The 13933-nt window shown below is 68.5% G+C and carries 12 protein-coding genes; 11 read left to right on the top strand and 1 reads right to left on the bottom strand.

Features of this window, described 5'->3' with window-relative positions; genetic code table 11:
• Positions 1-96: 96 nt before the first annotated feature.
• The 4 genes from tig to clpX all read left to right on the top strand — a co-directional run bounded on the left by tig (position 97) and on the right by clpX (position 4628).
• On the top strand, positions 97-1485 hold the full coding sequence (tig, locus tag STRCI_RS14520) for a trigger factor (protein ID WP_269659352.1): 1389 nt from the start codon (positions 97-99) through the stop codon (positions 1483-1485).
• Positions 1486-1841: 356 nt separating this feature from the next.
• Positions 1842-2447 carry an ATP-dependent Clp protease proteolytic subunit gene (locus STRCI_RS14515; RefSeq protein WP_051113679.1) on the top strand — a complete coding sequence of 202 codons (606 nt, stop codon included), beginning with the start codon at positions 1842-1844 and terminating at the stop codon, positions 2445-2447.
• Between the two features lie 50 nt (positions 2448-2497).
• Positions 2498-3178: an ATP-dependent Clp protease proteolytic subunit gene (locus STRCI_RS14510; protein ID WP_015660389.1), complete on the top strand. Its 681-nt coding sequence runs from the start codon at positions 2498-2500 to the stop codon at positions 3176-3178.
• A gap of 160 nt (positions 3179-3338) precedes the next feature.
• Positions 3339-4628 carry an ATP-dependent Clp protease ATP-binding subunit ClpX gene (gene clpX / locus STRCI_RS14505; protein ID WP_269659351.1) on the top strand — a complete coding sequence of 430 codons (1290 nt, stop codon included), beginning with the start codon at positions 3339-3341 and terminating at the stop codon, positions 4626-4628.
• 74 nt (positions 4629-4702) lie between these two features.
• On the opposite strand, the gene STRCI_RS14500 is transcribed toward clpX, so the two are convergent.
• Positions 4703-5623 carry a hypothetical protein gene (locus STRCI_RS14500; protein ID WP_269659350.1) on the bottom strand — a complete coding sequence of 307 codons (921 nt, stop codon included), beginning with the start codon at positions 5621-5623 and terminating at the stop codon, positions 4703-4705.
• Positions 5624-5759: 136 nt separating this feature from the next.
• Between STRCI_RS14500 and STRCI_RS14495 the strand changes: the two genes are divergently transcribed.
• The 7 genes from STRCI_RS14495 (at position 5760) to mreD (ending at position 13925) form a co-directional block, all read left to right on the top strand.
• A complete protein-coding gene (locus STRCI_RS14495) occupies positions 5760-8384 on the top strand; it encodes a valine--tRNA ligase (RefSeq protein WP_269659349.1) in 2625 nt (874 codons plus the stop codon).
• Between the two features lie 128 nt (positions 8385-8512).
• Positions 8513-9997 (top strand): bifunctional tetrahydrofolate synthase/dihydrofolate synthase, encoded by a 1485-nt coding sequence (folC, locus tag STRCI_RS14490; RefSeq protein ID WP_269659348.1) that lies wholly within the window; start codon positions 8513-8515, stop codon positions 9995-9997.
• Between the two features lie 10 nt (positions 9998-10007).
• Positions 10008-10364, top strand: coding sequence for a DUF4233 domain-containing protein (locus STRCI_RS14485; protein WP_269659347.1), 357 nt, complete (start codon positions 10008-10010; stop codon positions 10362-10364).
• A gap of 65 nt (positions 10365-10429) precedes the next feature.
• The gene (gene ndk / locus STRCI_RS14480) at positions 10430-10843 is read left to right on the top strand and encodes a nucleoside-diphosphate kinase (RefSeq protein WP_269659346.1); all 414 of its coding nucleotides are present in this window, start codon (positions 10430-10432) and stop codon (positions 10841-10843) included.
• A 278-nt stretch (positions 10844-11121) separates the two neighbouring features.
• Positions 11122-12141: a rod shape-determining protein gene (locus STRCI_RS14475; protein WP_004931372.1), complete on the top strand. Its 1020-nt coding sequence runs from the start codon at positions 11122-11124 to the stop codon at positions 12139-12141.
• A gap of 142 nt (positions 12142-12283) precedes the next feature.
• Positions 12284-13234 carry a rod shape-determining protein MreC gene (mreC, locus tag STRCI_RS14470; RefSeq protein WP_269659345.1) on the top strand — a complete coding sequence of 317 codons (951 nt, stop codon included), beginning with the start codon at positions 12284-12286 and terminating at the stop codon, positions 13232-13234.
• A 13-nt stretch (positions 13235-13247) separates the two neighbouring features.
• Entirely contained in the window at positions 13248-13925 is a 678-nt protein-coding gene (gene mreD / locus STRCI_RS14465) for a rod shape-determining protein MreD (protein WP_269659344.1), read from the top strand.
• Positions 13926-13933 lie beyond the last annotated feature (8 nt).

The raw sequence follows: 13933 nt of genomic DNA, 5'->3' as shown, positions 1-13933 counted from the left end.
GTGTCTCTCACTCCCTGAAGTCCTCCGGGCGGCGAATCCGCCGGACCAGTCTGGCTCCGGCAGAAACCAAGAAGTCAGCCACAAGGAGACCGAACCGTGAAGAGCGCCGTGGAGACCCTGAACCCGACCCGGGTTCGGCTCACTGTCGAGGTGCCCTTCGAGGAGCTCAAGGACAGCCTCGACGCGGCGTACAAGAAGATCAACCAGCAGGTCACGGTGAAGGGCTTCCGCAAGGGCAAGATTCCCGCCCGGGTCATCGACCAGCGGTTCGGCCGTGGCGCCGTGCTGGAGGAGGCGGTCAACGACGCGCTTCCGAAGTTCTACACGGAGGCGGTCAACGAGGCCGAGCTCAACGTCCTGGGCCAGCCCGAGGTCGACATCACCGAGCTGAAGGACGGCGAGACGCTGAACTTCACCGCCGAGGTCGACATCCGCCCGGCCATCGAGATCCCGGACTACTCCGGCATCGAGGTCGAGGTCGACGCCATCGAGGTCACCGACGAGGACATCGAGAAGTCGGTCGAGCAGCTCCGTGAGCGCTTCGCCTCGACGTCCCCCGTCGAGCGCGCCGCCGAGGACGGCGACGTCGTCACCATCGACCTGGAGGCCAAGGTCGAGGGCGAGGTGCTGGAGGACGGCATCGCCAGCGGCGTGTCGTACACCATCGGCTCCGGCGAGCTGCTGGACGGCATCGACGACGCCGTGAAGGGCGTGGAGGCCGGTGGCGAGGCCACCTTCACCTCCGAGCTCAAGGGCGGCTCCGCGGCCGGCAAGGAGGCCGAGGTCACCGTCAAGGTCACCCAGGTCGCCGCGCGCGAACTGCCCGAGCTGGACGACGACTTCGCGCAGCTCGCCTCGGAGTTCGACACCCTGGAGGAGCTGAAGGCGGACAGCCTCAAGCGCCTCACCAACATGAAGCAGTACGACCAGGCCACGCAGGCCCAGGAGCGCGTCCTGGAGAAGCTGCTGGAGCTCGTCGAGGTGCCCGTCCCCGAGAAGCTGCTCGAGGACGAGATCAACACCCGCAAGCACAACCTGGAGCACCACCAGCTCGGCCAGATGGGCCTCGACCTCGCGAAGTACCTGGAGATCCAGGGCAAGACCGAGGAAGAGTTCGACGCCGAGACCAAGGAAGCCGCGGTCAAGGGCATCAAGACCCAGTTCGTCCTCGACGAGCTGGTCAAGCAGGAGAAGCTCAACGTCAACCAGGAGGAGCTCACCGAGCACCTCATGCGGCGCGCGGCCTCCTCCGGCATGTCCCCCGACCAGTTCGCCCAGGCGGTCGTCGAGGGCGGCCAGGTTCCGCTCCTGGTCGGCGAGGTCGCCCGCGGCAAGGCCCTGGCCGTCGTGGTCGAGAAGGCCACGGTCAAGGACACCAACGGCGAGGTCATCGACCTGGACGACGAGGACGAGGTCGAGACGGCCGCCGAGGTCGCCGCCGAGGCCACGGAGGCCGACGCCACCGAGGACAAGCCCGAGGCCTGAGCCGACGGCGCCATGTAGCTCGTAGGAGGGCCCTGGGGACGTGTTCCCCGGGGCCCTTTCGGTTCTGCGGCGAGTGAACGTAGCCCTTAGGGGCGCGGGGCTGTATCGATTTGCGGCTCCGCCGCGCGGGCGCGACAAGCCCCCACCGGCCCGCAGCCGCCCGCATACCAAATGTCACCACTGCGCTACGCCCCCGGCGAACAGCACCCGCTCCGGGATTCCCCGAAGGGACCAGCGCGTTAGGGTCCATGAATAAGAGGGCAGGGGAGTCCCCGAATCGGCTCCAGCCCCGCTAGGGAAACGTGAGACGGCCCGGCGCCGTCGTAAGACGAGCAGGTGGATACGTGACGAATCTGATGCCCTCCGCCGCCGGCGAGCCTTCCATCGGTGGTGGCCTCGGTGACCAGGTCTACAACCGGCTGCTCAACGAGCGGATCATCTTCCTCGGCCAGCCGGTCGACGACGACATCGCGAACAAGATCACCGCTCAGCTGCTGCTCCTCGCCGCTGACCCGGACAAGGACATCTACCTCTACATCAACAGCCCCGGCGGCTCGATCACGGCCGGCATGGCGATCTACGACACCATGCAGTACATCAAGAACGATGTCGTGACCATCGCCATGGGCCTCGCCGCCTCGATGGGCCAGTTCCTGCTCAGCGCGGGTACCCCGGGCAAGCGCTTCGCGCTCCCGAATGCCGAGATCCTGATCCACCAGCCCTCGGCCGGCCTGGCCGGTTCCGCGTCGGACATCAAGATCCACGCCGAGCGGCTGCTGCACACCAAGAAGCGCATGGCGGAGCTCACGTCTCAGCACACCGGACAGTCGTTCGAGCAGATCACTCGCGACTCCGACCGCGACCGCTGGTTCGACGCCGACGAGGCCAAGGAGTACGGCCTCATCGACGACGTCATCACCACGGCCGCCAACATGCCGGGCGGCGGCGGCACCGGGGCCTGAGGCCCCAGCACAGCCCTCAGCCGACCGCCTCAGCCCCTAGGAGACATACAGTGAACGACTTCCCCGGCAGCGGCCTCTACGACCGCACGCGCGCTGAATACACGGGTCCGACCGCCGAGTCCCGTTACGTCATCCCGCGTTTCGTGGAGCGCACCTCGCAGGGCATCCGCGAGTACGACCCGTACGCGAAGCTCTTCGAGGAGCGGGTGATCTTCCTCGGCGTCCAGATCGACGACGCCTCCGCCAACGACGTCATGGCGCAGCTGCTGTGCCTGGAGTCGATGGACCCCGACCGGGACATCTCGGTCTACATCAACAGCCCGGGCGGCTCCTTCACGGCGCTGACGGCCATCTACGACACGATGCAGTTCGTGAAGCCGGACATTCAGACGGTCTGCATGGGCCAGGCGGCCTCCGCCGCCGCGATCCTGCTGGCCGCCGGTACGCCCGGCAAGCGCATGGCGCTGCCGAACGCCCGGGTCCTGATCCACCAGCCGTACAGCGAGACGGGCCGGGGCCAGGTCTCGGACCTCGAAATCGCCGCGAACGAAATTCTCCGGATGCGTGCGCAGCTGGAGGAGATGCTGGCCAAGCACTCCACCACGCCGATCGAGAAGATCCGCGAGGACATCGAGCGCGACAAGATCCTCACGGCCGAGGAAGCCCTCTCGTACGGCCTGATCGACCAGATCATCTCCACCCGGAAGATGAACAACGAGGCCGTGCGCTGACCCGGAGGCTGTATCGTCGGGCGCTCCTTGGCGCGGTGCACGACAAAGTGAACCGTGCCAAGGGGGGCCCGAACGAGGCCCCCGGCAAGGTACCGTCGGAATAAGGCAGCACCAGGAGCCGCTGGACCTAGGCGTCTCCCAGGCGAAGGGGAAGCACACCGTGGCACGCATCGGTGACGGCGGCGATCTGCTCAAGTGCTCGTTCTGCGGCAAGAGCCAGAAGCAGGTCAAGAAGCTCATCGCAGGGCCCGGTGTGTACATCTGCGACGAGTGCATCGATCTCTGCAACGAGATCATCGAGGAAGAGCTCGCGGAGACCAGCGAGGTGCGCTGGGAGGAGCTCCCGAAGCCCCGCGAGATCTACGAGTTCCTCGAGGGCTACGTGGTCGGCCAGGAGGCCGCCAAGAAAGCCCTGTCGGTCGCGGTGTACAACCACTACAAGCGCGTCCAGGCCGGTGAGAACGGCGGGGCCAACGGCCGTGACGACGCGATCGAGTTGGCGAAGTCCAACATCCTCCTGCTCGGCCCCACGGGCTCCGGCAAGACCCTCCTGGCCCAGACCCTGGCCCGGATGCTCAACGTCCCCTTCGCGATCGCGGACGCGACCGCGCTGACGGAGGCGGGCTATGTGGGCGAGGATGTGGAGAACATCCTGCTCAAGCTGATCCAGGCGGCGGACTACGACGTCAAGAAGGCCGAGACCGGGATCATCTACATCGATGAGATCGACAAGGTCGCGCGGAAGAGTGAAAACCCGTCGATCACCCGGGACGTGTCCGGCGAGGGCGTCCAGCAGGCGCTGCTGAAGATCCTCGAAGGCACGACTGCCTCGGTCCCCCCGCAGGGCGGCCGCAAGCACCCCCACCAGGAGTTCATCCAGATCGACACGACGAACGTGCTGTTCATCGTGGGCGGTGCCTTCGCCGGTCTGGAGAAGATCATCGAGTCCCGGGCCGGCGCGAAGGGCATCGGCTTCGGCGCGACGATCCGCTCCAAGCGCGAGCTGGAGGCCAAGGACCAGTTCGCGGACGTCATGCCCGAGGACCTGGTCAAGTTCGGCATGATCCCCGAGTTCATCGGCCGCCTGCCCGTGATCACCTCGGTCCACAACCTCGACCGTGAGGCCCTGCTCCAGATCCTCGTCGAGCCCCGCAACGCCCTCGTGAAGCAGTACCAGCGCCTCTTCGAACTCGACGGCGTGGAACTGGACTTCGAGCGCGAGGCCCTGGAAGCCATCGCCGACCAGGCCATCCTCCGCCAGACCGGCGCCCGCGGCCTGCGCGCCATCATGGAAGAGGTGTTGATGTCCGTGATGTACGAGGTCCCGTCCCGCAACGACGTGGCCCGGGTCGTCATCACCGCGGACGTCGTCCACTCCAACGTCAACCCGACCCTGATCCCGCGGGACGCGCGGAACGGCCGGGGGCCGGGGGAGCAGAAGACGGCGTAGCCCTCGCTGACACGGGAAGGGGCCCCGGCCAACCGGCCGGGGCCCCTTCGTCGTTGCGCACGAGCGACCAGGCGTCAGAGCTTGACGCGGACTTCCTTGCGGAACTTGGCGGTGAGCGCGGCAGCCTCCGCCGGGTCGGCGTCCTTGCCGGCCGCGATGTCGGCGATCTCCATCGGCATCACGAAGCCGAGGGTGCTGTAGTCGCCCCAGATGCAGTACGTCATCTTCATCTCGGACGGCTCACCCGAACCGGCCGTGGCGTCGTCGTTCTTCACCGTGGCCTGCTGGCACTTCAGGACGGTGCCGTCGAACCCCTCGGGGGTGTACGCCTTCGGCTCGCCCTCGATGGTGACGCCGTCCTTCTCCGCGTCCTTCTTCATGTACGCGAAGAGGCCGTCGACCGCCTTCTCGGGGTCCTCGATCTCGCCGTAGACACCGCCGAACGACAGCAGCTTGCCCGCCAGCGGGTTGTCGTCCTGCGCGCCGGCCTCGTAGTTCGCGTTGACGTCCTTGGGGTTGTTCACACCCCACTTCTCGGCGTCCTTGAGGTCCTCCTCGGTCATGGCGCCGTCCGAGCTGTCGTCGTCGCTCAGCTTGTACTCGGTGAGCACCGTGGCGGGCGTCGTCAGCTTGTGCGGACCGTCGTCCCCGGCGGACGAGCTACCGCCACCCGAGCCGAGCACGAAGTACGCGCCCACGGCGATCGCCGCCACGACCGCCACCGCGCCCAGGATGATCCCCGTCTTCTTCTTGCCGCCGCCCGGGGCCGGGGGCATCGGGGCGCCGCCGTACGGCTGCTGGCCGTACGGGGGCTGCTGCGGCGGAACGCCGCCCTGCTGGGGGTAGCCGTAGCCCGGCTGGGGCTGGGCCGGCTGCTGGGGGTAGCCGTAGCCGGGCTGGGGGGCCTGCGGCTGTTGGCCGTACGGGCCCGGCTGGCCGTACGGTCCGGGCTGCTGGGGCTGCCCGCCGTACGGGCCCGGCTGGTTGTAGCTCATTACTGGGTTCCCCTCCAGATGCTTATGTGGTCCACACATCCTGGACCAGACAGGGGGCGCGCGTTGCATCGGGGGGCGCACCGTTACAGAACAAAGGCGTTTCGGGACAGCCCCGCGACACCCCTAAACTGAGCCCGTGACCGAGAACGCTCAGCAGCAGCCACCAGCGCCCAACACCGAACTGCCGACCCAGTACGCGCCGGCCGATGTAGAGGGGCCGCTGTACGAGCGCTGGGTAGAGCGCGGTTACTTCGAGGCCGACGAGAAGAGCGACAAGGCCCCGTACACCATTGTCATTCCGCCGCCCAACGTCACCGGCAGCCTGCACCTCGGGCACGCCTTCGAGCACACCCTCATCGATGCCCTCACGCGGCGTAAGCGCATGCAGGGGTACGAGACGCTCTGGCAGCCCGGCATGGACCACGCCGGCATCGCCACGCAGAACGTCGTCGAGCGGGAGCTGGGCAAGGAGGGCAAGTCCCGGCACGACCTCGGCCGGGAGGCGTTCGTCGAGCGCGTCTGGCAGTGGAAGGGCGAGTCCGGCGGGCAGATCTCCGGTCAGATGCGGCGCCTCGGTGACGGCGTCGCCTGGTCGCGCGAGCGCTTCACCATGGACGAGGGGCTCTCCCAGGCCGTCCAGACCATCTTCAAGCGGCTCTACGACGACGAGCTGATCTACCGCGCCGAGCGCATCATCAACTGGTGCCCGCGCTGTCTGACGGCCATCTCCGACATCGAGGTCGAGTACCAGGACGACGACGGCGAGCTCGTCTCCATGAAGTACGGCGAGGGGGACGACACCATCGTCGTCGCCACCACCCGTGCCGAGACCATGCTCGGTGACACGGCCGTCGCCGTTCATCCCGAGGACGAGCGGTACAAGCACCTGGTCGGCAAGCTCATCCGCCTGCCGCTGACGGACCGTTCCATCCCGGTCGTCGCCGACGAGCACGTCGACCCCGAGTTCGGAACCGGTGCCGTCAAGGTCACCCCGGCGCACGACCCGAACGACTTCGAGATCGGCCAGCGGCACGACCTGCCGGCCATCGCGATCATGGACGAGCACGCCGTCATCACCGCCCACGGCCCCTTCCAGGGCCTGGACCGGCTCGAAGCGCGGTCGGCGATCGTCGCGGCCCTGCGCGCCGAGGGGCGGATCGTCGCCGAGAAGCGGCCCTACGTCCACTCCGTCGGCCACTGCTCGCGCTGCAAGACCACCATCGAGCCGCGCCTGTCCATGCAGTGGTGGGTCAAGGTCGGCCCGCTGGCCAAGGCCGCCGGTGACGCCGTCCGCGACGGCCGCGTCAAGATCCACCCGCAGGAGATGGAGAAGCGGTACTTCGACTGGGTCGACAACCTCCACGACTGGTGCATCTCACGGCAGTTGTGGTGGGGACACCGGATTCCGGTCTGGTACGGCCCGAACGGCGAGGTCGTCTGCGTCGGACCCGACGACGAGGCCCCGACCGGTGAGGGCTGGCACCAGGACACCGACGTCCTCGACACCTGGTTCTCCTCCGGCCTGTGGCCCTTCTCCACCCTCGGCTGGCCCGAACAGACCGAGTCGCTCGCGAAGTTCTACCCGAACTCCGTCCTGGTCACCGGCTACGACATCCTCTTCTTCTGGGTCGCCCGGATGATGATGTTCGGCCTCTACGCGATGGACGGCACCCCGCCGTTCCACACCATCGCTCTGCACGGCATGGTCCGTGACCAGTTCGGCAAGAAGATGTCGAAGTCCTTCGGTAACGCGGTCAACCCGCTGGACTGGATGGACAAGTACGGCAGCGACGCGCTGAGGTTCACCCTCGCCCGTGGCGCCAACCCCGGTGTCGACGTCCCGATCGGCGAGGACTGGGTCCAGGGTTCCCGCAACTTCGCCAACAAGATCTGGAACGCCACCCGCTTCGCGCTGATGAACGGCGCGACGGTCGAGGGCGAACTCCCGGACGCCGCGCGCATGTCGGCGACCGACCGCTGGATCCTGTCCCGCCTGAACTCCGTCGTCGCCGAAGTGGACGCGCTCTACGAGGACTTCCAGTTCGCGAAGCTCTCCGATGCGCTGTTCCACTTCGCCTGGGACGAGGTCTTCGACTGGTACGTCGAGCTGTCCAAGACCACCTTCCAGGCGGGCGGCGAGCCGGCCGAGGTCTCCCAGCGGGTCCTCGGTGAGGTCCTCGACGTCACCCTGAAGATGCTGCACCCGGTCGTCCCGTTCGTCACGGAGACCCTCTGGACCACCCTCACGGGCGGCGAGTCGCTCGTCATCGCCGAGTGGCCCAAGGACAGTGGCTTCCGGGACGAGGCGGCCGAGCGGGAGATCGAGAGCCTCCAGTCCGTCATCACCGAGGTCCGCCGCTTCCGCGCCGACCAGGGCCTCCAGCCCGGCCAGCGGGTCCCGGCCCGCCTCAGCCTGGACGGCACGGCCCTGGCGCCGCACGAGGCCGCCATCCGCCAGCTGCTGCGCCTCCAACCCGAGGGCGACGCCTTCACGGCCACGGCGACCCTCCCGGTCGCGGGCGCCGAGGTCGCCCTCGACCTCTCCGGCACCATCGACGTCGCCGCGGAGCGCAAGCGCCTCGCGAAGGACCTCGCCGCCGCGGAGAAGGAGAAGGCCCAGGCCACGGCCAAGCTCGGCAACGAGGCGTTCCTGGCGAAGGCCCCGGACAACGTCGTGGACAAGATCCGCGGCCGCCTGACGAAGGCGGACGAGGACATCGCCCGAATCCAGGCCCAGCTGGACAGGCTGCCTCAGCAGTAGCCGACCCAGGGGCGCGGTGCCGCATTGAATATGCGGCTCCGCGCCTGGCGCGACAGGCCACAGACTCCCCGCGCCCGCCGGACAAGACCGGCCACCCCCCTCAATGGGCACCGCCTTAGACTGACCCCGTGAGTGAAAGCGACCCCTTCGACGAGATCATCGCGGAAGAGACCGACCGCGACCCCGATCTCGCGGTCATCGAGGCCGGCAGCCGTACCCTCCGCACCCAGGGCGGAGCCCCGAGCGCGGACGTACCCACCCGCCCCGAGGACCCCGAGGTCGACAAGGCCCTGCGCGAAGTCGAAGCGGAGCTCGCCACTCGCTGGGGCGAGACCAAGCTGGAGCCGTCGGTCAGCCGTATCGCCGCGCTGATGGACGTGCTGGGCGAGCCGCAGCGCTCGTACCCCTCGATCCACATCACCGGGACGAACGGCAAGACCACCACGGCCCGCATGATCGAGGCCCTGCTCGGCGCCTTCGAGCTGCGGACCGGCCGCTACACCTCCCCGCACGTCCAGTCCGTCACCGAGCGGATCAGTCTGGACGGCGCCGCGATCTCCGCCGAGCGGTTCATCGAGACGTACCAGGACATCAAGCCGTACGTGGAGATGGTCGACGCGGCACAGGAGTACCGGCTGTCCTTCTTCGAGGTGCTGACCGGCATGGCCTACGCCGCCTTCGCCGACGCGCCCGTCGACGTGGCCGTCGTCGAGGTCGGCATGGGCGGCTCCTGGGACGCCACCAACGTCATCGACGGCGACGTCGCCGTCGTCACCCCCATCGACCTGGACCACACCGACCGGCTCGGGGAGACACCCGCCGAGATCGCCGTCGAGAAGGCCGGCATCGTCAAGCAGGACGCGACCGTCATCCTGGCCCAGCAGCCGGTCGACGCGGCGCAGGTGCTGCTGAAGAAGGCCGTGGAGGTCGACGCGACCGTCGCCCGCGAGGGCCTGGAGTTCGGGGTGGTGTCCCGGCAGGTCGCCGTGGGCGGGCAGCTGGCCACCCTGCGCGGCCTCGGCGGCGAGTACCCGGAGGTCTATCTCCCGCTGCACGGCGCCCACCAGGCGCACAACGCCGCCGTGGCGCTGGCCGCCGTGGAGGCGTTCTTCGGCGTCGGTGCCGTGCGCGCCGAGCCGCTCGACATCGACACCGTCCGCAAGGCCTTCGCGGCCGTCTCCTCGCCGGGCCGCATGGAGGTCGTACGCCGGTCGCCCACCGTCGTGCTGGACGCCGCGCACAACCCGGCGGGCGCCCGGGTGACCGCCGAGGCGGTCGGCGAGGCCTTCGACTTCAGCCGGCTGATCGGCGTGGTCGGGGCCAGCGGCGACAAGAACGTGCGCGGGCTGCTGGAGGCGTTCGAGCCGATCTTCGCCGAGGTCGTGATCACCCAGAACTCCAGCCATCGCGCGATGGACGTCGACGAGTTGGCCGCGATCGCCGTGGAGGTGTTCGGCGAGGAGCGGGTGCAGGTCGAGCCGCGGCTGCCGGACGCCCTGGAGGCCGCGATCACGCTGGCCGAGGAGGAGGGCGAGTTCACCGGCGGCGGGGTGCTCGTCACGGGTTCCGTCATCACGGTCGGCGAGGCACGACTGCTGCTCGGGAAGGGCTGAGGTTTCAAGCATGCGTACGCTCTGCGCGTCGACCCTGATCGGCGAGTTCTTCGTGATCGGCTTCGCCGGTCTGGTCGCCATGAAGGATCCGGATCTGTCCATGGGGACGGTGTGGACGGTCAGCGGGATCGCGATGTTCCTGTGCCTGCTGCTGTGCGGTCTTGTCACCCGGCCCGGTGGCATCGCCCTCGGCTGGGCGCTCCAGGCCGTGCTGATCGCCTCCGGCTTCGTCATCCCGACGATGTTCGTGCTCGGCGCGGCCTTCGCGGCCCTGTGGTGGGCGTCCGTGCACTACGGCCGGCAGATCGACGAGGCCAAGGCGAGATTCGCCGCGCAGGCCGAGGCCTCTACACCTGACGCTGCGTAACAGGCGCCCGGACACGCCGGGTAACCTCGTCCTCCCGCACACCTTGACGCACTAAGGAGCCCGTCGTGACTCAGCGCACCCTCGTCCTGCTCAAGCCCGACGCCGTCCGTCGTGGCCTGACCGGCGAGATCATCAGCCGCATCGAGCGCAAGGCGGGCTGGGCGATCACCGCGCTGGAACTGCGCACGCTGGACCAGGAGACGCTGGAGCAGCACTACGGCGAGCACAAGGGCAAGCCCTTCTACGAGCCGCTGGTGGAGTTCATGTCCTCCGGCCCGGTCGTCGCGCTGATCGTCGAGGGCGAGCGGGTCATCGAGGGGGTGCGCGCGCTCGCCGGTCCGACCGACCCGATCGCCGCCGCGCCCGGTTCGATCCGCGGTGACTTCGGTGTGATCGTCCGGGAGAACCTCATCCACGCCTCCGACTCCGAGGAGTCCGCGGCGCGCGAGGTGAAGATCTTCTTCCCCGGTCGCGCCTGATTCTCGGGGCAGCCGGAAGCAGCAGATCAGAGAGCCCGGGGGCAACGCCCCCGGACTTTCTGGCATATGCGGGGCGTATGGGGGAACGAGAGTCCCCGAACGCTCGTCTCCAGGAGCGAACCCGCACATGATCTGCTGACAATGGCGGAGGACCCTCACGCCGTGTTCGCGAAGGCGCGTCTACGATGGAAGCCTTCACGTCACAGCACCCACTTCGCCGACCTGAAATGCCCTCAAAAGCGCCCAGGAAGGCCAGACGAATCCTGATGGGGAACTCAATGTCGTTCATCGGCCGTGACATGGCTGTCGACCTCGGGACCGCCAACACGCTGGTGTACGTCAGGGGTCGCGGGATCGTACTCAACGAGCCGTCCGTCGTCGCGATCAACACCAACACCGGTGGCATCCTCGCGGTCGGCGCCGAAGCGAAGAAGATGATCGGGCGCACGCCCGGCAACATCGTTGCCGTACGTCCGCTGAAGGACGGCGTGATCGCCGACTTCGAGATCACCGAGCGGATGCTCCGCTACTTCATCCTGAAGATCCACAAGCGGCGGTATCTGGCTCGTCCGCGGGTCGTCGTCTGTGTGCCCTCGGGCATCACGGGCGTCGAGCGCCGCGCCGTCATCGAGGCGTCGTCCCAGGCCGGCGCCCGTCAGGTGCACATCATCGAGGAGCCCATGGCCGCGGCCATCGGCTCCGGCCTGCCGGTCCACGAGGCCACGGGCAACATGGTGGTGGACATCGGCGGCGGCACCACGGAGGTCGCGGTCATCTCCCTCGGCGGCATCGTCACCGCCCAGTCCATCCGGGTCGCGGGCGACGAACTGGACAACGCGATCATCCAGCACATCAAGAAGGAGTACTCGCTCCTGCTGGGTGAGCGCACGGCCGAGCAGATCAAGATCACGATCGGTTCGGCGTACGACCTCGATGCTGACGAACACACCGAAATCCGCGGCCGGGACCTCGTCTCCGGGCTGCCCAAGACCGTCGTCATCTCCGCCGCCGAAGTACGCAAGGCGATCGAGGAGCCCGTCAACGCCATTGTCGACGCGGTCAAGACGACCCTCGACAAGTGTCCGCCCGAGCTGTCCGGCGACATCATGGACCGCGGCATCGTGCTGACCGGCGGCGGCGCCCTGCTGCGCGGCCTCGACGAGCGGCTGCGCCGGGAGACCGGTATGCCGATCCATATCGCCGAGGACCCGCTGGACAGCGTGGCGCTCGGCTCCGGCAAGTGCGTCGAGGAGTTCGAGGCGCTCCAGCAGGTTCTGGACGCCCAGCCCCGCAGATGAAGTAACTCTTCGATTCCGCCGTACGAGATGATCTCCTCTCGTACGGCGGATCGTTGATATAGAGGCATAAGCTCCCAAAGCAGCCCCTCGGTTCTCCCTGGGGCTTGAAGAATTCCTATGAGGAAGGGCACGGCCGCCGCACGTGAGGGACACACGAGAGAGCCGGCTGCTCCTGGTGCTGCTGATCGCCATCGCGTTCGCGCTGATCACGGTGGACATCCGCGGCGGGGAGGACTCCCCGGTCGACGGTGCCCGCCAGGCGGCGGCCACCGTGTTCGGCCCGATCGAGGACGGCGTCTCGGCCGCGGTCGACCCCGTCGGCAACGCGGTCTCCGCGATCCGTGACTCCGGCGAACGCCATGACCGGATTGCCGAGCTGGAGAAGGAGAACGCCGCCCTCAAGGCGAAGCTCGGCAGCGACGACCGCAACCGCAGCAGACTCAAGCAGCTCGACAAGATGCTGAAGGTCGCGGGTGAGGGCCAGTACGGCATCAAGGGCGCGGAGGTCATCGCGATAGGAGCGGCCCAGGGCTTCTCCTGGACCATCACCATCGACGCCGGTGCCAACGACGGGCTGAAGCGGGACATGACCGTCCTCAACGGCGACGGCCTGGTCGGGCGGGTCACCACCGTCGGACCCAACACCGCGACCGTGCTGCTCGCCAGCGACCCCGACTTCACCGTCGGCACCCGCATGGAGGGCAACGACGAGCTCGGCTTCGCCTCCGGCCAGGGCGACGGCCCGCTGCGCGTCGAACTCCTCAACGGCAAGGCGCAGATCAAGAAGGGCGACCGTCTGGTCACCTTCGGCTCGCAGGCCGACAAGCCCTTCGTGCCCGGCGTCCCGGTCGGCGTGGTGAGCCGCGTCGACCCCTCCGGCGGCGACCTCACCCGCACCCTCTACGTCACGCCCTACGTCAGCTTCACCAAGCTCGACATCGTCGGCGTCGTCGTCGAGGCCCCGAAGAAGGACCCACGCGACACGGTGCTCCCCGCCAAGCCCAAGCCGACCCCCACCCCGACCGTGACGGTGACCGTCACCCCGTCCGGCCAGGCGCCCGTCGATGGCCAGTACTCGCAAGAAGAGCAGTAGGAGCTGAAGCCCCATGCGCGTCAACCGGATCCTGCTCTCCTCCTCGCTCGTCGTCGTCGCCCTGGTGCTCCAGGTCAGCGTCCTGGCCCGGCTGCACCTCCCGGGCGCCGTCCCCGACCTGCTCCTGCTGACCGTCCTGGGCCTCGCCATGGTCTACGGCCATGTCGGCGGCGCCCTCATCGGCTTCGGCGCGGGCCTGCTCGCCGACCTCGCCCCACCCGCCGACCACGCCGCCGGCCGCTACGCCCTGGTGCTCTGCGTCATCGGCTACCTCGCCGGCCTCATCAAGCCGGAGAACGGCCAGCTGAAGTCGGCCACCGGACCCATGGTCGTGGTGGTCGCCGCGGCCCTCGGCTCCACCCTGCTCTACGCCGGGGTCGGCGCCCTCGTCGGCGACACCGCCGCCCGCCATGTCGGCCTCACTGGCCTGCTGTTCACGGCCGCGCTCTACGACCTGCTGCTCGCGCCGTTCGTGGTCCCGGGGATCATGGCGCTGGCCCGGCGCGCGGACAACGACCCGCTGGCCGAGACCAACTCCGCAGGGAAGACCGACATCTCCACCGGCTGGCTCTCCGGCGGCACCGGACTGCGCATCGGCAGCCAGCGCGGCGGCCTGGGCGGCCTGAAGGTGAAGGCGGCGCGTGCGCGTACGACCCGCGCCGGACGCATCAAGGGGGTCAAGCGGCTGTGAGAGCGGAC

It is taken from the genome of Streptomyces cinnabarinus (genome assembly GCF_027270315.1).
Taxonomy (GTDB): Bacteria; Actinomycetota; Actinomycetes; order Streptomycetales; family Streptomycetaceae; genus Streptomyces; species Streptomyces cinnabarinus.
This window is presented reverse-complemented; position numbering and strand designations above follow the sequence as displayed.